Origin of the sequence: Rhodococcus globerulus (assembly GCF_019334125.1) — a bacterium.
GTDB classification, from domain to species: Bacteria; Actinomycetota; Actinomycetes; order Mycobacteriales; family Mycobacteriaceae; genus Rhodococcus_F; species Rhodococcus_F globerula.
The window spans coordinates 4,222,772-4,241,977 of record NZ_CP079698.1 but is presented as its reverse complement, the minus strand read 5'-3'; the positions used below and the strand labels follow the sequence as shown (position 1 = coordinate 4,241,977).

Sequence of the window (19,206 nt, the reverse complement as noted above, 5' to 3'; positions counted from 1 at the left end):
CCACAGTGACCGAGTCTCCGCAGTCCCCCGATTCACCAGTCGACGCCACCCCGCAGCACCGCTACACCGCGGAGCTTGCCGGCCAGATCGAGCAGCGCTGGCAGGACCGCTGGAGCGAGGAGGGCACGTTCAACGCGCCCAATCCGGTCGGTCCGCTCTCCTCCCCCGACGGCGTGCCCGCCGACAAGCTGTTCGTTCAGGACATGTTCCCGTACCCCTCGGGTTCGGGTCTGCACGTCGGCCACCCGCTCGGCTACATCGCCACCGACGTCTTTGCGCGCTTCCATCGCATGCACGGCCGCAACGTCCTGCACACCCTCGGCTACGACGCCTTCGGTCTGCCGGCCGAGCAGTACGCCGTGCAGACGGGTACCCACCCGCGCACGACCACCGAGGCGAATATCGCCAACATGAAGCGTCAGCTCCGACGCCTTGGCCTGGGCCATGACGAGCGTCGTAGCCTGGCGACGACGGATGTCGACTTCTATCACTGGACGCAGTGGATCTTCCTGCAGATCCACGGCGCGTGGTACGACAAGGCGGCCGGCAAGGCCCGTCGTATCTCGGAGCTGGAAGCCGAGTTCGAGTCCGGTGAACGCGCTGTCGACGACGGCCGCGACTGGGCTTCGCTGACCGTGGCCGAGAAGGCCAAGGTTGTGGACTCGTACCGCCTTGTCTACCAGTCCGATTCGATGGTGAACTGGTGCCCCGGTCTGGGTACCGTGCTGGCCAACGAAGAGGTCACTGCCGACGGTCGTAGCGACCGCGGCAACTTCCCCGTCTTCCGCAAGCACCTCCAGCAGTGGATGATGCGCATCACCGCGTACTCCGACCGCCTGGTCGACGATCTCGAATACCTGGATTGGCCGGACAAGGTCAAGGCCATGCAGCGCAACTGGATCGGCCGCTCGTACGGCGCCGAAGTTACCTTTGCGGCAGGTGAATACGGCATCGACGTATTCACGACGCGTCCCGACACGCTGTTCGGTGCCACGTACGTGACGCTGGCTCCCGAGCACGATCTGGTCGACAAGCTTGTTGCCGACGAATGGCCGGAAGGCGTCGACGCGCGCTGGACCGGTGGCGCCACCACTCCTGCGGAAGCTGTTGCGGCATACCGTAAGTCGATCGCTGCCAAGACGGACCTGGAGCGTCAGGAAAACAAGGAGAAGACCGGCGTCTTCCTCGGTTCCTACGCGATCAACCCCGTCAACGGCCACAAGGTTCCGGTCTTCATCGCCGATTACGTTCTGACCGGCTACGGTACCGGCGCGATCATGGCTGTTCCGGGACACGATCACCGTGACTGGGAGTTCGCCAACGCTTTCGGTCTCGATATTCTCGAAGTTATTGCCGGCGGCGATGTTTCGGAGGCCGCGTACTCCGGTGACGGCGCTCTGGTGAATTCCGACTACCTCGACGGTCTGGACGTGGCTGAGGCCAAGGCCACCGTCATCAGCAAGCTCGAGGAGTCCGGTCACGGCAAGGGCACCATCCAGTACAAGCTGCGCGACTGGCTCTTCGCGCGTCAGCGTTACTGGGGCGAGCCTTTCCCGATCGTGTACGACGCTGCCGGAAACGCGCATGCTCTACCGGATTCGGCTCTGCCGGTGGTTCTTCCGGAGGTCGAGGACTACGCACCCGTGTCCTTCGATCCGGACGACGCCAACTCAGAGCCCTCTCCCCCGCTGAACAAGGCAACCGACTGGGTCAACGTCGAACTCGACCTCGGCGACGGCCTGCAGACCTACCACCGCGACACCAACGTCATGCCGCAGTGGGCCGGTAGCTCGTGGTACCAGCTGCGCTACATCGACCCCACCAACCAGGACACATTCTGCGATCCGCAGAACGAGGCCTACTGGACGGGCCCGCGTCCGGAGCTGCACGGCCCCAACGATCCCGGTGGAGTCGACCTCTACGTCGGCGGCGTCGAGCACGCGGTGCTGCACCTGCTGTACTCGCGGTTCTGGCACAAGGTGCTCTTCGACCTGGGCTATGTGTCCTCGAGCGAGCCGTACCGTCGCCTGTACAACCAGGGCTACATCCAGGCCTTCGCGTACACCGATGCCCGTGGCGTCTACGTGCCCGCCGAAGAGGTCGTCGAGAAGGACGGCAAGTACTTCTACGACGGCGCCGAGGTCAACCGTGAGTACGGCAAGATGGGCAAGAGCCTGAAGAATGCCGTTGCGCCGGACGAGATCTGCGCCGAATTCGGTGCGGACACTCTCCGTGTGTACGAGATGTCGATGGGTCCGCTGGACACCTCGCGTCCCTGGGCGACCAAGGACGTCGTCGGTGCTTCGCGCTTCCTGCAGCGCGTGTGGCGTGTTGTCATCGACGAGGAGACCGGCAAGCCCCGCGTCACCGACGACGCCCCGGGCGAAGAGACGCTTCGTGCACTCAACAAGGCAATCGCCGGTGTCAGCGAGGATTACACCGCACTGCGCGACAACACTGCGGCCGCCAAGCTGATCGAGTACAACAACCACCTCACCAAGGCCTTCCCCGGCGGCGCTCCGCGCTCCGCCGTCGAACCGCTGGTGCTGATGCTCGCTCCCCTGGCACCGCACCTGGCAGAAGAGCTGTGGTCACGCCTCGGTCACACGGAATCCCTTGCGCACGGGCCCTTCCCGGCTGTCGAGGAGAAGTGGCTCGTCGAGGACACCGTCGAGTACCCGATCCAGGTCAACGGCAAGGTGCGTAGCCGCATCAGCGTCCCGGCCGACGCCGATCGCAAGGCTGTCGAGGAGATCGCGCTGGCCGACGAGAAGATCGTTGCCCTGCTCGAGGGCAATGCGCCCCGCAAGGTGATCGTCGTGCCCGGCAAGATGGTGAACATCGTCCTGTAGGGCCTTCGGCCCTGTGCGCCCTTTTGGTAGTTCCGGCTACCAGAAGGGCGCACAGTCGTATCTGGGGGCCGTTCAGTCGTTGTCCTGATTGTCCCGCTCCGCGGAACATGGCGTAGCGCGCGTTCGACGCGAGGGCTGTGATGCAGGTAACACGTTACCGAGATCGGTAGCTGTCGTTCACCGCACTTCCCAGCAAGGCCCCCGGTTGGCTGTATTCGACAGGGGGTCAATCGAATTCGCAGATTTCCCGAAAGGATCTCCAGCCATGGCGTCTGATGTCCACAGCTCCGGTTCGTCTCCCAGTCTGTCTGAACCGACATCGATACCGGAGCGGTGGACTCCGCGATTGGTGTTCTCGCTGGCGTCAATCGTTCTACTCCTGGAAATGCTCGCAGTGAGCTACATGATGATTTCCACGGCGTTGCCCGCAATTTCGGTGCACTATCAAACGACGCAGGGAGCCTGGCTGCTGACGTCGTTCCTGCTGCTGGGTGCGGTTGCGTCGCCACTGCTCGGCAAGCTGGCAGACATGTACGGCAAGCGAAAAATCCTGCTCCTTGCGGTTGCGGGTGCAGCAGTCGGATCCTTCATCTCGGCGATCGCGCCGAGCTATGCCGTCCTGATTCTGGGCCGGGCGCTGACGGGTCTGCTCGTTCCATGCTTGTTCTTGAGCTACTCCCTCATTCGAGATGTGTTTCCGCCGAAAACTGTTGCGCTGGCAGTCAGTATCGCAACTTCCGGTATGGGTCTGATCGCTATTCCGGCGCCGTTCCTCACGGGTTGGTTGATCGACAACCACGGTTTCCGGAGCATCTTCTGGTTCTTCTTCGTCGGGTTGATCATCCTTGGCGGCATGATCTTCGCTTCGACGGCGGAATCTGCTGTGCGACTACGCTCGTCGGTCGATCTGATCGGTGCGGCGCTCCTCGGATCGGGTATCGCAGGAATTCTGATCGGCGTCAGCTTCGGTCCGACCTGGGGCTGGAAGAGTGGTTCGACGCTGGCTTATCTGATCGGCGGCGTCGCGCTACTGATCGCGTGGGTGGCCTCTGCTCGCGCCATCCGTGAGCCGCTGATCGACCTGCGCTACTTCGGTAAGCGTTCGGTGATGCTCACTGCCGTCGGCGCAGGGTTCTGCTACGGCGCTTCGGGCGTATTCACGATTCTGCTACCGATGATGGTGATGACCCCAGCAGTCCTCGGGTTGGGATACGGATTCGGCGTCACGGCAGAAGGATTCGCGATCTTCCAGGCGCCTCTGGGCGGCATGGTAGTGGTCGGTGGCTTGATCGTCGGCTTCCTCGTTGGCCGCAACATCCGACCTCGTCTGCTGATGATCATCGGCATGACCCTCATGGCGGTCGGGTTCACCTTGACAGCGACCATCCACGACAACAAGCCGCTGCTCATCATCTTTGCCGGAATCTTCGGCGTCGGTATGGGTATGGGCTACGCGTCGATTCCGAACCTGCTCATCGAAGCAGTGCCGCCGCAGTTGCAGGCGACCACGGCGAGCATGGTCGCGGTCTTCCAGAGCATCTTCCCCGCAGTGCTTCCCGTCATCGCCTTCACGGTCTTGAACTCGCACATCGCGATGGCGATGGAGGGCGCTGTGTTCTACACCGACGAGGGCATGCGTATCGCGTTCCTGATCGGCGCTGCTGCAGCAGTTCTCGGCGCGATCGCAGCTGTGTTCCTGCCGCGAAACATCGTCCAGATCGGCGCAGAAGACGGCGCGGCGCAGGAGACGTCCCTCCTTCCTGCTCACTGATCGGAAATGCTGCGCGTGTAGATCCGGGCTGACAGGATTGGGTGTACCGACGAAAGGACTCCCATGACGTTCGCGGATCTGGACGGCGATGAACTGTGGAGTTATCTGCAGGAGCGTTCAGGATTGCCCGGCCCGCGCGCGAACCTCGCGCTCATGCTCGAGTTCGCGCGCGGCGCCGACAGCGACGACATCCTGCAGGCGGTGGAGTCCGAAGACGAATACATCCGCTGCTGTGGGATCGTCGGGTTCGGATTCATCCTTGTTCGTTCGCGCGACAAGGCTGTTTTGGGCAGTCTGACGGAGGCGACCACCAGTGCGTCGTGGCGTGCACGTGAAGCTGCCGCGATGGCTGTTCAGGCGATAGGCGACACGGATCCGGAATTGTTCCGGGCGATCATCGAGCAGTGGGCACGCTCCACCCATCCATTGATGCTGCGCGCAGCGGCTGCCGGGATCTGCGAGCCGCGGTTGCTGAAGGACAAGACCAACGCTGTGCTGGCCGTCCGGGTGTGCCGAGACGCTACCGAGTGGATCGTCTCGCAACCAGCTGATTCCCGTCGTGACGCCGACACACGTACTCTCCGGCAGGCGCTCGGATACTGCTGGAGCGTCGCGGTCGCGGCGGATCCGGAGAACGCCCTGCAGGCATTCGTCTGCCTGGAGGCGTCGGACGACACCGATGTCGTCTGGATCGTGCGGGAGAACCGGAAGAAGGCTCGCCTGCGCAAGGTGCTCGAAACCTGACCCGTGGATCAGAGACGTAGGTTATCCTCAGAATTAGAACCTGTTCTAACTACGAGGGGTAGACCATGGCACCGTCCGCAGAGGTAATCCGCAAGACCGTCGACGCCTACATCGAGACAGTCGCCACGGGCACTGCCGCCCAGGTTGTGGCCCTGTATGCCGAGGGTGCAACGGTCGAAGACCCGGTTGGTTCCGACGTGCGCACCACCCGCGAGTCCATTCTCGAGTTCTACTCCGTGATCGAGAACTTCGACCAGGAAGCTCACCTGCACACCCTCCGCATTGCCGGAAACGAAGCGGCCTTCCACTTCTCGCTGATCACCAAGCTCGGTGAGCAGACGCTGACCATCGCGCCCATCGACGTCATGACCTTCGACGACGACGGAAAGATCCTGTCGATGCGCGCATTCTGGAACCAGGAAGACATGATCAGCGCCTGACATGACGGTGAAGACGATTGATGTCGACGGATTCCGTTGGCAGATGGACGATTCCGGTTCAGGGACAGCTGTGGTTCTGTGTCACGGCTTCCCTGGCCTCGGCTACAGCTATCGACATCAGTCGACGGCCTTGGCAGACGCGGGTTTTCGGGCGATCGCGCTCGACATGCCCGGTTACGGCGGCACTACACGCCCCGATGCGATCGACGAATACACCAACGACGCGGTCGCCGCCCGGATGATCGCGCTTCTCGACGCTCTCGGAATCGACAAAGCCGTCTTTGTCGGTCACGATTTTGGCGCACCGGCTGCGTGGACCACCGCTCTGCGCTACCCGGATCGTGTTGCGGGGCTGGTCTCCTTGGCGGTTCCCTATGCGCCGGACCGCTTTCCGGCCAGGCCGTCCACAATCTACGCCGCCATGGCGCGCAAGCACTTTCTGCACATCCACTACTTCCAAGAACCAGGTGTGGCGGAGCGGGAACTCGACGCCCAGCCGCGTGAATTCCTGCAGCGACTCTTCCACGCTTTGTCCGGTGCCTATCGATACCTCGATGTGTGGGATCACCCCTCCGAGGGAAACGGCTACCTGGACGTACTCCCCGAGGCGCCCGCGTTGCCGTGGTCGTGGCTCACGGAAGAGGACTTCGATGTCTACGTAAAGACTTTTACTGCAACAGGATTCACCGGTGGCTTGAGCTGGTACCGAGCCTACGACGCCAATTGGGAACGCAGTGCGGATTTGGACGGCGCTCACATCAACGTCCCGACGCTCTTCGTCGCGGGCGCCGAGGATCCGGTCATCGCGATGAGCGGCCCCAAGGCATTGGACCGCATGAAGGACACCGTCCCCGACTTGCGAGGTGTGCACCTTCTCGGCGGCGCGGGGCACTTCGTACAACAAGAACGTGCTGCCGAGGTCAATGAACTTTTGATCTCTTTCCTTCGGTCTCTCTAGGCGAAATCGGGCCAAAGGTCTAGCGTTGCGCAGATGCGCACCAGGATCTTCGATCGCGGTATTCGAGTGGGTATCACCGGTGCTCTTGTTGCCGGTTCGCTTCTGGCTCTGGGTGTGTCCGGTGCCGCCGCCGCTCCGCCCTGCCCTGGATCGTCCCCCGCAATCCTCAGCGCCCAGATTCCGGGCGCGGCCCTCGAGGGTGTCACCGTGGACGGGCAGGGTCGCCTGTACGCGACAGACCTGGTGAGTGGGCGCATCTTCCGAGTCGACGCGCCGGGTGCGGCAGCAGTCCCGATCGCGACGGTTCCCGGCGGTGCGGGCGCACTCGCGTGGAGCCCGGACGGTTCACTGCTGGTGGGAACCGGAGCCAACGCCGGCGTGCTGATCGGCGATCTGACGCGGGCTGCGTCGGTCGCGCGGGTGGACGTGAACTCGGGTGTCGTGACGCCGATCGCCGGTGGCCTGAGTGCTGCAAATGGTCTTGCCGTGGCACATGACGGAACGATCTATGCCACCAACGATTTTGGTTCGCTGATCGGAAAGGTCAGCCCCAACGGCGCCGTAGACCCGGTGTGGGCGAGCCTCCCGAGTGCTAACGGGGCCGCATTGAGTGCCGATAATCGGTGGCTTTACGTGTCGCGCACGTTTGCCAATCCGGGAGTCAGCCGCATCTCCGTCGACAATCCGGGCTATTCGGAGTCGCTGGTTGATCTCAGTGGTCTCGAAATATTCTCAGCCCCAGATGGTTTGACGTTGGATTCGCAAGACCGCGCGATCGTCCCCACGGACATCAGCGGTGAGGTGTGGCGTATCGACGGCCCCGGTCAGTACTGCGCGCTCACCAGTGGACTTCAGGCATCGAGCGTGTTGACCTACGGGCGCGGCAATTCCGGATTTGCGGCCGGACACCTCTACCGGGCCGGCTTCGACGGCCGGATTTTCGAGATTCCGGCGGGATTCGACGCGGGTGCTCAGGCGGCGACACCGTAAGGCGGACTTCTCGACTACTGCTGCCGGGAGTGTCCAAATCGGCCATACTGGTCTGCATGGCGGAAACGAGTGCGATCGACGAGGCCGAGAGAGCTGGGACAAGCCTGCCCGCGGTACCCCAGCCACTGCTGACGCCGCTCACGGAGGCTGCGATCTTCCTGGTTTTCACCATCGACGAGGGTGGTGAGCAGGCAGTTCACGACGTTCTGGCTGATATCTCGGGGCTGCAGCGATCCATCGGATTCCGGGTTCCCGCAGGTGGCTTGGCCACCGTGGTCGGCATCGGTTCGGATGCCTGGGACCGATTGTTCGAGGGCCCGCGACCTGCGGAACTGCATCCGTTTGTCGAGCTGACCGGTGACAAACACCACGCTCCCCGCACGCCGGGTGACCTGCTGTTCCACATCCGGGCCCGTCAGATGGATCTGTGCTTCGAGTTCGCTTCGGTTGTGACGACGAGGTTGGCCGGGGCGGCTTCCGTGGTCGACGAGGTGCACGGATTCAAGTATTTCGAGCAGCGCGATCTGATGGGGTTCGTGGACGGCACCGAGAACCCGTCCGGGCAAGCGGCATATGTCGCGGTCACTGTCGGCGACGAGGATCCGGAGTTCGCGGGCAGCAGCTACGTCATCGTCCAGAAGTATCTCCACGACATGTCGGAGTGGAATGCTCTGCCCGTTGAGGAGCAGGAGAACGTCATCGGACGCTCCAAGCTCGAAGACCTCGAGATGGACGACGACACCAAGCCCTCCAACGCTCACACCGCACTCACCGTCATCGAGGACGAATCTGGCGAGCAGATCCAGATTCTGCGTGACAACATGCCGTTCGGCCATGTCGGCTCGGCGGAGATGGGCACCTACTTCATCGGTTACTCGGCATCGCCGACGGTCACCGAGCAGATGCTCCGCAACATGTTCATCGGGAATCCCGTCGGCAACTACGACCGCATTCTCGATTTCTCGACCGCCGTCACCGGTATCAATTTCTTCGTTCCGACGGCGGATTTTCTCGATGATCCCCCGGACGTGCCGGCCAGGCTCGTCCCCGAAGCAACGTTCACAAAGCCCATCTCTGACGGTTCTCTCGGAATCGGCAGTCTCAAAAGGAGTGCCCAGCAATGACAAACCTGCACCGCGACCTAGCACCCATTTCGGCAGCAGCGTGGGCCGAGATCGAAGAAGAGGCCAGCCGCACCTTCAAGCGTCACGTTGCCGGCCGCCGGGTTGTCGACGTCGAGGGTCCGTCGGGCGACGATCTTGCCTGTGTTGCGTTAGGGCATCAGGTTCCGATCAGTTCACTCGCGGACGGGGTGATCGCACACGCTCGTCAGTCGCAGCCGATCATCGAACTGAGGGTGCCGTTCACCGTCAGCCGCCAGGCAATCGACGACGTCGAGCGCGGCGCAAAGGATTCCGATTGGCAGCCGGTCAAGGACGCGGCTCAGAAGATCGCCTTTGCCGAGGATCGTGCCGTGTTCGAGGGATACCCGGCGGCAAATATCACGGGTGTGCGCGCGAGTGGTTCCAACCCTGAACTGAAGCTGCCTGCCGACGCCAAGGATTACCCCGAGGCCATCAGCCAGGCTCTCACGGCGTTGCGTCTGGCCGGTGTCAACGGCCCGTATTCGTTGCTGCTCAACGCAGATGCGTTCACTCAGATCAACGAAACCTCCGACCACGGCTACCCGATTCGCGAGCACATCAGGCGGGTGCTCGACGGCGACATCATCTGGGCTCCGGCTATCGACGGTGCGTTCCTGATGTCCACGCGCGGTGGCGATTACGAGTTGCACATCGGGCAGGATCTGTCGATCGGCTATCTGTCGCATGATGCCGAATCGGTGGAACTGTACTTCCAGGAGTCGATGACATTCCTCATGTACACCAGTGAAGCCGTTGTCTCACTGACGTAACCGTCGATACTGAACTGGTAACCGTCGATACCAGGGCCGGCGCGGCAGTTCGCCGCTGTCCTGCAGGTGGGCGACAAACGCTTGGGCGTCGGCATGTGACGACGTCTTCGGTCGCCCGACGGCCCAGGCCGTGAACAACTCGAGATATCGATCGCCAAGGGTGTGGCGCACCATCGGAAGGTGGTGCGCCACTTCTCCGGCGCGCTTGCGAATCAGGGCCACCGACGCGACAGTGGTGTCCGCTGCATTGAATCCCGGCGGTAATTCACCGCCCGCGACCAACGCCCGTATCAGGGCCTCTTGACGTGCTCCGAGGCTGCTCATGTGCGTGACCACTCGGTATTCGCGGTGATACGACGCAGTCCTGCAGCATCGGCTATGGCATCGAGTTCGCCCAGAAGTTCGTGCGCTGGTGGGTAATTACCGTCCCGCTCGAGCATGATCGCGGGATGGTGCCCTGCCGCGGTGAATTGCTCGAGCAGTTCCACGACCTGCCGGGGAACGGGATCGGTGTGGGTGTCGTGGTACTTGCCGTCGTGCACGCTGCCACCGGCGATATGGCAATACGCAATGTGTTCCAGGGGTAGTCGGCACAATTCGGTCCATGCATCCAGGCCACGGTTGAGCGCATTCGCGTAGACATTCGCGATGTCGAGTACCAACCGAACCTCGGTGCGTTCGATCAGTTCCGACAGAAACTCACCCTCGGTGAGTTCGTCGTCCGGCCAGTCGAAGAGAGCCGCGATGTTCTCCACCGCGAGGGGTACGGGAAGACTCTCCTGGACGTGGGTGATGTTGCGCGTCAGGACATCCAGAGCCTCGTACGTCCGGGGAACCGGCAACAGGTGCCCCGCTTCGATGCCGCCGGCGCGGACAAACGCGATGTGTTCGCTGACCATCGGCACGCCGCGCAGCCCGGCTACCTGGGCCAGGTGCTCGACGCGCCGAGGATCTAGCGGGTCCGCGCCACCCAGCGACAGGGAAATGCCGTGTGGGATAACCGGAACGGCTAGCCGTTCCAGTTCGGGCGGCAGTGAACTGCCGAGGGATTCCGCAATCACCTCACAGAACGCGAGGCCGTCCAGCTGAGCGATGATCCCCGAGATTTCGGGGCGCCAGCCGATTCCGAGGCCGTGGAGAGTCATCCCCCGCACCCGCCGCCGCCGCCACCACATCCGCCGCCACCGCCACAACTACTTCCGCTGCCGTCGCCGCCTCCACTGCTTCCTCCGTCGGCGCCGATTCCCGCTGCGGACGCCAGCGCCGGATTGATCATCAGGAACGCCGATCCGGCGAAGAGAGCCGCGGACATGCCGGCCAATCGTGGTCCGTAGGCGGAGAACGCGGGGTTGTTGCGTGGAGCGAGGTAGTCGTGAGACTTCGTCAACGCAGACCGCGCCGCGTTGCCTGATGCTGTGCGATCGAACGTCAATCCGAGGACGGGGATCATGAAGCCTGTGGCGATCACAGCGAGAAGCAGGAACTCGAAAGGCTTGTCGCCCACCACCCCGAACACGATTCTCACGACTCCGACTGCCACCAGGATTTTCAGGGGAAGAGTGGCGAACCAGATCGACCGCCGTGTACTCGGCGCCGTCAGATATCCCTTGTCTACCAGTGAGTCCCGCAGCTGCGCCGATTCCACCGTCATTCGTTCGGCCAGTTGGCGTCGACGGTGGGGTGAGGCTTGCTCAGCCAACTTGTCGTAGACCGTGCGGGTGTACCAATCGAGTGTCGCGTCACCTGGTCCCAGCGGCCGGAGAACCGCGCCGTCGATCGTGATCAGACCGGCGCCGCGCAGGATTGCCAACGATGCTGCGATAGCGCGGGCCTCACCCGTGAGCATGCCGACTTCGGGTGGGGTGAGCTGATCGATGAACTCGACGGGGACCTGGCGTGCTCGAAGCGTCAAGCGCCACAAGACGGTCAGAATAACCAGCGTAATAGCGACAATGATGTAGCCGTACAGGAATTCTCGGCTGGGAATTCCCCAGGTGTCGGCGGCGTAGGCGTTCATCCTCCGCACCCCCCGCCTCCACAACTGCTGCTGCTACCGCCACCATCCGAACCCGAGAACGAGCCGCAACTGTGGGAACTCGAGCCTCCACCGCCGGGGCTGTACGCCGCGCCGGCAGCCACAGCTCCTGCCAAGGCCGGATCAACCAGAACCAGTGCGCCGGAACCGAACAGGGCTGCCGACAACCCGGCGAGAGATGGCCCGTAGCTGGTGAACGACGGCCGCAGTTTGGGCGAGAGGTACGAGTTCTCATGCTTGAGTCGACGCAGTTCGCTTTCACCTAACGCAGTGCGTCGACGATTGATGCGTAGCAACGGAATCAACGCTGCCAACACGACGATCGTCAGAAGCAGAAATCCGACGGGCTTGCCACCGGCTACGCCGAAGATCAACCGGACCACGCCGAGGCCGATGACTGCCACCAGAGGGGTGGTCCGCAAGAGTGCGTCGACGCCCTGCTGCGGGCGCTGAAGGTAGCCCCAGTCGATCAGTCCAGTACGGAGTTGGGCGAGCGCGACATTCATCCGCCCGAGCAGGCGCACTTGACGTAGCGGTACTGTGCCGCTGCCGAGCCGCTTGTGGAGAGTGCGGGTGAACCAGTCCAGGCGGCCCTTGTCCTCCTTGGTCAGGACTCGTGCGGCTTTCCCGGCGGTGGTGATGAGATCGGCGCTGCGCAGTATTGCCATCGAGGCGAGGATGGCCTGGTAGTCGCTCGTCAGAGCACCGACTTCGGGGGGCGTCAGTGGCCGTCGAACCGCGTCGACAACTGTTGGTGACCGGCGTGCTGCCATACGGCTGTAGAGAGACAGTCCAACAGCGACTGCAGCGGCTACGAGGTACCACTGCAGGAAGGTCTGGCTGGGAATTCCCCAGGTGTCGGCTGCGTAGGTGCTCATCCTCCCCACCCCCCGCTGTCGGTCAGGATGCCCATTTCAGCAGGCGTCAGGGGGCGGGCGATCGCCAACGCGCCGTGGGTGGCGGCGACGTATCGCGCGCGGCAAGGTTCAGTGGAAAATTCCCACTTGTCCGTATGATTGTTCATTGCGCTCCACCTTTCAACGTCCTTGTCCTACAACTGATGTCAGTATCGGGGCGCGTTGCGAGAAAGCGATATCCAGGGGTCGATCGTCACCATTCTGTTACCGTCGAACAGGAGTTTTACCGGCCGGTAGGTCGGAGAACTACCTCCGTCGGATGAGCGTCGGCGGGAGTTTCGACGGCAGTGCGCACCGCACGCGCCACAGTGGAGGCCTTCAGGAAGCTGCTCGGTTCGTAGTTTCCGCCCTCCCCGGCAACAATCTCGCGCTGCATATCGGTGTCGATTCTGCCCGGGTGGATGGACGTCACGCGCAACGACGGTTCCTCGAGCCGCAATGCGTCGCCGAACGCCCGGAGTGCAAACTTGCTGGCTGCGTACGATCCCCAGCCGGCATTGGCGCGCAGTCCGGCGCCGGAGTTGATCAGCACGACGTGACCGCCGCCGGCACGGAGAGCGGGAAGGAGTACGCGAGTCAGTTCGGCTACGGCGATGACATTGGCCTCGAATGTGCGCCGCCACTGATCGACCGAGGATTCCTCGATGGTCCCGAGATCCGCGATACCGGCATTGTGCACCAGGACATTCAGCTTGTTGACGGGAACGGATGCGGCGACGGCGTCGTAATCGGTGAGGTCGACGGGCCACGATGTGGAACCGGGCAGTTCGGCGGTGATCGCCTCGAGGGAAGCCGCGGAACGGGCGCCGAGCACCAGGTCGTGGGTCGGTGCGAGTTCGCGCGCTATCGCAGCTCCGAGGCCGCGGCTGGAACCGGTGATCAAGGCAGTAGGACGCATGGGCTGAGCTTAACGACCCATGATTGTTCGGCTACCCGAACTTGTGTATTTGATAGCCCTGACATTAGAGTTTTACTATGACAACTCGCGACGCGAAAAACTACCGCCGCCTGGGGATTGTTGCTCTGGCGGCAGTGTTCCTCGCTGGATGCTCTGCGGTGAACTCCGCCGACGATGACCGCCCGGTAGTACTGACGACGTTCACCGTCCTCTCGGACATCGCGCAGAACGTCGCGGGCGACAATCTTCGCGTCGAGTCGATCACCAAGGCCGGAGCCGAGATCCACGGATACGAACCGACTCCCGGTGACATTCGTCGTGCCAACGAGGCCGATTTGATCCTCGACAACGGCATGAATCTCGAAGCGTGGTTCGCCAAGTTCGTAGACGGCCTCGACGTGCCGCACGTCGTGGTGAGTGAGGGCGTCGAGGGCATTCCCATCGCTGGTGACGCCTATGCGGGCAAGCCCAATCCGCATGCGTGGATGTCGCCGTTGAACACACAGATCTACGTCGACAAGATGGTGGCCGCGTTCAGCGACCTTGATCCGGATAATGCAGCAGCATTTGCCGAGAACGGGGCGAAGTACAAGGCGGAACTCCAATCGGTGCAGGATCGGCTGGTCAGCGGACTGGCAACGCTGCCTGCCGGTCAACGCGCGCTGGTGAGCTGTGAGGGCGCGTTCTCCTACCTCACCCGAGATGCCGGGCTCAGTGAGGCGTACATCTGGCCCGTCAACGCCGAGCAGCAAGCCACCCCGCAACAGATCATTGCGGCCATCGACTTCGTCCGGGCCAACGCAGTTCCCGCGGTGTTCTGCGAGTCGACGGTCTCGGATGCCCCGATGCAGCAGGTTGTCGGCGCAACGGGAGCGAAATTCGGCGGCACTCTGTACGTCGACTCGTTGTCCGAAGCAGACGGCCCCGTGCCCACGTACCTGGACATGATTCGTCACGACACCGACGTCATCCTCGGCGGACTCACCGGAGGGACATCATGAGCGAAGCGATCCGCGTCGAGAACGTCAGCGTCCACTACGGCGACGTGCATGCGCTCGAGCACGTCGACCTGACGCTGAACTCGGGCAGCGTGTGCGGCCTGATCGGGATGAACGGCTCGGGAAAGTCGACGTTGTTCAAGGTGATCATGGGAATGATCAAGCCGGACAGCGGGTCTGTGCGTATCGCCGGCATCGAGGCGGTGGTGGCCCGCAAGAAGGGGTACGTCGGATACGTTCCGCAGAGCGAGGACGTCGACTGGAGTTTTCCGATCAGTGTTCGCGACGTGGTGATGATGGGCCGGTACGGGCACATGGGGTTCACCCGGCGTCCACGACGCGCTGATCGAGATGCTGTTGCCCATGCTCTGGAGCGAGTGCAACTGACAGAATTCGCGGACCGCCAGATCGGGCAGCTGTCCGGTGGTCAGAAGAAGCGCGCGTTTGTTGCGCGCGGCATTGCGCAGGACGCGTCGATCCTGTTGCTCGACGAGCCTTTTGCGGGCGTCGACAAGCGTTCCGAGGCAACTATTTCCACACTTCTTCGGGAATTGGCGGCCGACGGACGGTCGATTCTGGTCTCGACGCATGACCTCCACGCGGTTCCGAAACTGTGTGACGAAGCGGTACTTCTCATGCGGAAGGTACTGGTCCATTCCGACCCCGATACCGTGCTTCGGCCGGAGAACCTTGCCCTCGCCTTCGGCCTCGACGTGATGGACAGGACCTGATCGATGAACATCGTGGAACTACTTCTCGATCCGCTCGAATACGGATTCATGGTGCGCGCCTTGGCTGTTGCCGTGGTCGCCGCGGTGGTGTGCGGCGTGCTCAGCTGCTGGTTGGTGCTCATCGGGTGGTCGCTCATGGGTGATGCCGTGTCCCACGCCGTCCTGCCGGGAGTGGTGCTGGCTTACGTCGTCGGAGCACCGTTTGCCATCGGCGCTCTGATCTTCGGGCTGATCGCCGTCGCGTTGATCGGATTGATACGCAACACGAGTCGCGTCAAGGAGGACGCCGCGATCGGGATCGTCTTCACCACACTCTTTGCCTTCGGGTTGGTGTTGATCTCGGTCACGCCGAGCCAGACCGACCTCAATCACATCATCTTCGGTAACTTGCTCGGCGTGAGTTCGTCGGATCTTCTGCAGGTGGCAGTGCTCGGTGCTGTGGCCCTTGGCGTACTACTGGTCAAGCGCCGCGATCTCACGCTGTTTGCCTTCGATCCCGTCCACGCCAACGCAATCGGGCTCTCCCCCAAGCGCCTCAGTGCGTTGCTGTTGGGAGTTCTCGCGCTCACCGCCGTGGTCGCGCTGCAGGCCGTCGGGGTCGTGCTGGTGGTTGCCATGCTGATCATTCCCGGTGCAACGGCTTACCTTCTGACCGACAGGTTTTCGCGGATGTTGATGATCGCGCCCGCCATATCGGCAGCATGCGCGATCACCGGCATCTACATCAGTTACTACCTCGACACTGCGTCCGGCGGCATGGTGGTGATGACGCAAGGGATCGTCTTCACTCTGGTCTATCTGTTCAGCCCCAGTCACGGGGTTCTGGCCAAGTGGATTGTGCAGCGGCGCAGACGATCGCTCAGTGCGCCTGCAGGCGCCCGTCAATCATCTCCAGAACTCGATCGCAGTGACGAAGCACTTCGTGATCGTGGGTGACCATGACGGTGGCGACGCCGCTCGAGTGAGTTTCGCGGGCAAGTAGTTCGACGATGTCGTGGCTGCGTTGCCGGTCGAGCGCTGCGGTGGGCTCGTCCACCAACAGTACGGAAGGATCGCTGATCAGAGCGCGCGCAATGCCCACTCGTTGACGCTCACCACCGGACAGTTGACCCGGTCGTCTGCTGGCGCGGTGGGTCATCCCGACGGCCTCGAGCAATTCTGCCGGTGTTTTCGATCCCTTTCGGCCGGTGATCTTCTCGACCAGACGCAACTGATCGGTCGCGCTCAACGCCGGAATGAGATTGCCGGACTGGAACACGAATCCGATGTTGTCGCGGCGAAACTCGGCCAGTTTCTTCTTGGACAGGCCGGTAATGGTGGTGCCGTTCACGGTCACGGTGCCGCCCGTCGGGGTTGTCAGTCCACCGGCAACGGCAAGCAGACTGGATTTTCCGGCACCGGACGGGCCGACGACGGCTACGATCTCGCCGGGCAACACACTCAGGTCGACATTGTCGAGTGCGGTGACGTTGTTGTCGCCGTCGCCGAAACAGAGCTGCGCCGCAGCAAGATTCAATCCGAGCGTGGCAGTTGTAACGGTCATCGGTTTTCTCCTAGCGCGGCAAGGGGGTCCACAGACGAGATGCGGGCGATGGCAACAACGGCTCCGGCAAGACCGAGGACGGTGAGCAGTGCTGCACCGCTGACGACGGGGCCCGCCTCGAGAGCAAACGGCATCCCGGATCCGGTGAGCAGGCTACCGAGACCCAAACCTACGGCCACACCGGTCAATACGGATGCAACGAGGACGATCACAGCCTGCATCAGACCGTCGCGCAGCAGAAATCCGGTGGACGCTCCCATGGCGCGCATGACTGCGATTTCGCGGCTGCGCTGCACCGTCCAGATGGTGAAGAACGCACCGACCACCAAGGCTGATATTGCGTACAGGAAGGCCTTGATCATCGTCATCGTCATCATCTCGGCGCTGTAACCCGGTGAGGATTCGAAAGATTCAGTCAACGTCTTCGATGCGGTTCCGGCAGCAGCGTCGCCGGCACTCAGATCGGGAAGTGCACCGTCGACGCCTTGGATGGCGATAACACTGCCCTCGTTGTAGGCGTCGGCGCGCGGTGCCTCACCGGCCTTGGTGCCGGCATGGATCTGTTGCCAGGTGCTCAGCGGAACATACGCAACGTCGACGTGGCCGAAAGTTCTTTGGTCACTGGTGAATCCGACAACTGTCAGATCCGTTCCGAGGCGGTCGACGGTGACTGTATCGCCGAGATTCACACCCTCGTCGCGGGCGGTGTTGCTGACGATGACGGTGTTCTCGCCGCTCAGCGCGGTACCTTCTGCGGCCGCAGGTTCGAGGAACGAGCCAGGCTCGATCCCGAAAAGTGTGAGGTCGACGGGGGTGCCGTTCTGGGTTTTTGCATTCACGATCATGTTTCCGAACAGGGCTGCATTGGCTACGTCGGGACGCTCACGCCAGGCTTGGGCCTGCTCTTCGGTGACCACCGAACGGCTGAATGCGGAATCGGATTTGGTGCCTTCGGCAAATGCAAAGGCTTGTGCCGGTGTGCGTTGCAGGCCCGATACGCCGTCGTTGACGAGGCCGGAAGACAGTCCGGCCATGATCACCATCAGGATCGAGATGAGGGCGATCACGGCGCCCATCAGCAAAAATCGAGTTCGCGCGAACACGAGTTCGCGCACGGCCAGAAACATGATGCCTCCGAAGTGTGTCGGCGACCTGGCCGACGGTTGTACGACAATTACGACGCTGTAGCTATTACGACACTGTGTCGTAATCATACCGACGCCCTGTCGGGAACATGTCGACAGGGTGTCGGTAAGTGTCGTTATCTACGTCAGATCAGCGCATACACCGTCGCCGGCGACCCGGAACCGCCACGATTGACAGTGCCTCCCACAAGCACATGCGCACCCGTGGTGGGGAGGGCACTCAGGTTGGCAAGATTCTCCAGACTGATGCGATGGGCGCCGTACAGCAGGGTGGAGACGGCGTAGCTGTCGTCGCTCCCGGCGTCGGGTCCGAAGGTGTCGGTACCCAGGGCGCCTCGTCGGCCCAACCGTCCGGAATCGAGGAGCCACCGAACTGCGTCGACGCCGAAGCCCGGCTGATGAATACCGGAGGCGTCGATGTTCGCGTACAGATCTGTGCCCCAACGGGATTCCCAGCCGGTCCACAAGATCACGGCAGCGCCGTCCGGTATCCGCCCGTGCCTCGATTCCCAGTCGACCAGATCGTCGACCCTGAGAATGTAGTCGGAATTCCGGGCAGACTTCTCCCGGATGTCGATTTTCACTGCGGGTAAGTACAGGTCGGCAGGATCCAATTGATCCGCGGACAGCCCGCCGAGTTCAAAATGTGCCGGTGCGCCCCAATGGGTTCCGGTGTGTTCGCCCTGCTTGACGTACTGCAGGTAATAGCCGTCAGCTTCGACGGTGGTGGCCGTCTCGAGGGCGAACTCCGGGTCGCCGGGAAAGATCGGCGTGGATGCGGGGTCGTTGACATGTGAGAGCGAGACGATGCGATGCGGTGTGCCAAAGCTGTTGCTTTGCAGCGATTCCCACGAAGACCAGCGGACATTGCGTACCGCGATCACCTGCCCGTTCGGGCGGGTGTCAACGTATTGAGGATATTTCGAAGCCAGGGCGTCGATCGCGCTCTCCGCCTCGTCGGTTCCCGGCTCCAGAATTTCGGCATCACCGTCCGCCCGTACCCACCACAGCTGCGACCAGTCGTCGTCGTAGCGATCGACCAGCAGGCTGACGTGGCCCGTCGCGGCTATGTTCTTCAGCCGGCGAAGTGCGGTTGTGGTTTTCGGTTTGTGGTCGACACACGAGTAGACGGTGTTGCCGACAACAACAAACACGAGCGGCACGATGTGGGGAACACTGTTGGTATCGGCGGTCGCCAGTCGTGCTACTCGTGCTGTGGAGAATCGTGCTTTCGGATCGTCCATATCCACAGCGTAAGTGGATCAGGGG

At 62.5% G+C, this 19,206-nt stretch carries 20 protein-coding genes and 1 pseudogene; 11 read left to right on the top strand and 10 right to left on the bottom strand.

The features are described 5' to 3' along the window. Window positions 1–5 precede the first annotated feature (5 nt). The 8 genes from leuS (at window position 6) to KYT97_RS19275 (ending at window position 9,670) form a co-directional block, all read left to right on the top strand. Window positions 6–2,852 carry a leucine--tRNA ligase gene (leuS, locus tag KYT97_RS19310; RefSeq protein WP_219110484.1) on the top strand — a complete coding sequence of 949 codons (2,847 nt, stop codon included), beginning with the start codon at window positions 6–8 and terminating at the stop codon, window positions 2,850–2,852. A gap of 265 nt (window positions 2,853–3,117) precedes the next feature. Beyond that, on the top strand, window positions 3,118–4,623 hold the full coding sequence (locus KYT97_RS19305; protein ID WP_045066027.1) for an MFS transporter: 1,506 nt from the start codon (window positions 3,118–3,120) through the stop codon (window positions 4,621–4,623). A 63-nt stretch (window positions 4,624–4,686) separates the two neighbouring features. Beyond that, window positions 4,687–5,367, top strand: a complete 681-nt coding sequence (locus tag KYT97_RS19300) for a hypothetical protein (RefSeq protein WP_219110483.1) — start codon at window positions 4,687–4,689, stop codon at window positions 5,365–5,367. Between the two features lie 65 nt (window positions 5,368–5,432). Continuing rightward, a complete protein-coding gene (locus KYT97_RS19295; protein WP_033235274.1) occupies window positions 5,433–5,807 on the top strand; it encodes a nuclear transport factor 2 family protein in 375 nt (124 codons plus the stop codon). 1 nt (window position 5,808) lies between these two features. Then, a complete protein-coding gene (locus tag KYT97_RS19290; RefSeq protein WP_141485294.1) occupies window positions 5,809–6,765 on the top strand; it encodes an alpha/beta fold hydrolase in 957 nt (318 codons plus the stop codon). 33 nt (window positions 6,766–6,798) lie between these two features. Beyond that, on the top strand, window positions 6,799–7,755 hold the full coding sequence (locus KYT97_RS19285; RefSeq protein ID WP_219110482.1) for an SMP-30/gluconolactonase/LRE family protein: 957 nt from the start codon (window positions 6,799–6,801) through the stop codon (window positions 7,753–7,755). A gap of 56 nt (window positions 7,756–7,811) precedes the next feature. Further along, window positions 7,812–8,879: a Dyp-type peroxidase gene (locus KYT97_RS19280; RefSeq protein ID WP_095888072.1), complete on the top strand. Its 1,068-nt coding sequence runs from the start codon at window positions 7,812–7,814 to the stop codon at window positions 8,877–8,879. Further along, entirely contained in the window at window positions 8,876–9,670 is a 795-nt protein-coding gene (locus tag KYT97_RS19275; RefSeq protein ID WP_033235271.1) for a family 1 encapsulin nanocompartment shell protein, read from the top strand. The genes KYT97_RS19280 and KYT97_RS19275 overlap by 4 nt, the downstream gene beginning before the upstream one ends. On the opposite strand, the gene KYT97_RS19270 is transcribed toward KYT97_RS19275, so the two are convergent. The 6 genes from KYT97_RS19270 to KYT97_RS19245 all read right to left on the bottom strand — a co-directional run bounded on the left by KYT97_RS19270 (window position 9,659) and on the right by KYT97_RS19245 (window position 13,520). Continuing rightward, window positions 9,659–9,994: an SCO6045 C-terminal-like domain-containing protein gene (locus tag KYT97_RS19270; protein ID WP_095887527.1), complete on the bottom strand. Its 336-nt coding sequence runs from the start codon at window positions 9,992–9,994 to the stop codon at window positions 9,659–9,661. The two genes, KYT97_RS19275 and KYT97_RS19270, sit on opposite strands and share 12 nt — an antisense overlap. After that, the gene (locus KYT97_RS19265) at window positions 9,991–10,815 is read right to left on the bottom strand and encodes an MbnB/TglH/ChrH family RiPP precursor modification enzyme (protein WP_219110481.1); all 825 of its coding nucleotides are present in this window, start codon (window positions 10,813–10,815) and stop codon (window positions 9,991–9,993) included. Before KYT97_RS19265 ends, KYT97_RS19270 begins: the two co-directional genes overlap by 4 nt. Then, the gene (locus KYT97_RS19260) at window positions 10,812–11,687 is read right to left on the bottom strand and encodes a TIGR04222 domain-containing membrane protein (protein ID WP_219110480.1); all 876 of its coding nucleotides are present in this window, start codon (window positions 11,685–11,687) and stop codon (window positions 10,812–10,814) included. The genes KYT97_RS19265 and KYT97_RS19260 overlap by 4 nt, the downstream gene beginning before the upstream one ends. After that, window positions 11,684–12,583 (bottom strand): TIGR04222 domain-containing membrane protein, encoded by a 900-nt coding sequence (locus KYT97_RS19255; RefSeq protein ID WP_219110479.1) that lies wholly within the window; start codon window positions 12,581–12,583, stop codon window positions 11,684–11,686. Before KYT97_RS19255 ends, KYT97_RS19260 begins: the two co-directional genes overlap by 4 nt. Then, window positions 12,580–12,729 (bottom strand): hypothetical protein, encoded by a 150-nt coding sequence (locus KYT97_RS19250; protein WP_155276689.1) that lies wholly within the window; start codon window positions 12,727–12,729, stop codon window positions 12,580–12,582. The genes KYT97_RS19255 and KYT97_RS19250 overlap by 4 nt, the downstream gene beginning before the upstream one ends. Before the next feature lie 116 nt (window positions 12,730–12,845). Continuing rightward, window positions 12,846–13,520: an SDR family oxidoreductase gene (locus tag KYT97_RS19245; protein ID WP_045066016.1), complete on the bottom strand. Its 675-nt coding sequence runs from the start codon at window positions 13,518–13,520 to the stop codon at window positions 12,846–12,848. A 77-nt stretch (window positions 13,521–13,597) separates the two neighbouring features. Between KYT97_RS19245 and KYT97_RS19240 the strand changes: the two genes are divergently transcribed. From KYT97_RS19240 to KYT97_RS19230, 3 genes are read left to right on the top strand one after another with little or no spacing between them, the layout of a single operon-like run. Next, a complete protein-coding gene (locus tag KYT97_RS19240) occupies window positions 13,598–14,521 on the top strand; it encodes a metal ABC transporter substrate-binding protein (protein ID WP_219110478.1) in 924 nt (307 codons plus the stop codon). Next, a complete protein-coding gene (locus KYT97_RS19235; protein WP_033235265.1) occupies window positions 14,518–15,249 on the top strand; it encodes a metal ABC transporter ATP-binding protein in 732 nt (243 codons plus the stop codon). The genes KYT97_RS19240 and KYT97_RS19235 overlap by 4 nt, the downstream gene beginning before the upstream one ends. A gap of 3 nt (window positions 15,250–15,252) precedes the next feature. Beyond that, entirely contained in the window at window positions 15,253–16,185 is a 933-nt protein-coding gene (locus KYT97_RS19230) for a metal ABC transporter permease (RefSeq protein WP_218833738.1), read from the top strand. On the opposite strand, the gene KYT97_RS19225 is transcribed toward KYT97_RS19230, so the two are convergent. The 4 genes and pseudogenes from KYT97_RS19225 to KYT97_RS19210 all read right to left on the bottom strand — a co-directional run. Beyond that, window positions 16,109–16,792, bottom strand: coding sequence for an ABC transporter ATP-binding protein (locus KYT97_RS19225; protein ID WP_141485287.1), 684 nt, complete (start codon window positions 16,790–16,792; stop codon window positions 16,109–16,111). The genes KYT97_RS19230 and KYT97_RS19225 overlap by 77 nt on opposite strands. After that, the gene (locus KYT97_RS19220) at window positions 16,789–17,919 is read right to left on the bottom strand and encodes an ABC transporter permease (RefSeq protein ID WP_219110477.1); all 1,131 of its coding nucleotides are present in this window, start codon (window positions 17,917–17,919) and stop codon (window positions 16,789–16,791) included. The genes KYT97_RS19225 and KYT97_RS19220 overlap by 4 nt, the downstream gene beginning before the upstream one ends. Window positions 17,920–18,062: 143 nt before the next feature. Beyond that, window positions 18,063–18,779: a cyclase family protein gene (locus KYT97_RS19215; RefSeq protein WP_219113029.1), complete on the bottom strand. Its 717-nt coding sequence runs from the start codon at window positions 18,777–18,779 to the stop codon at window positions 18,063–18,065. Next, window positions 18,780–19,181 (bottom strand): annotated as a pseudogene (locus KYT97_RS19210) (TIGR03668 family PPOX class F420-dependent oxidoreductase); the annotation flags it as partial. It lies immediately after the preceding gene. Between the last annotated feature and the right edge of the window lie 25 nt (window positions 19,182–19,206).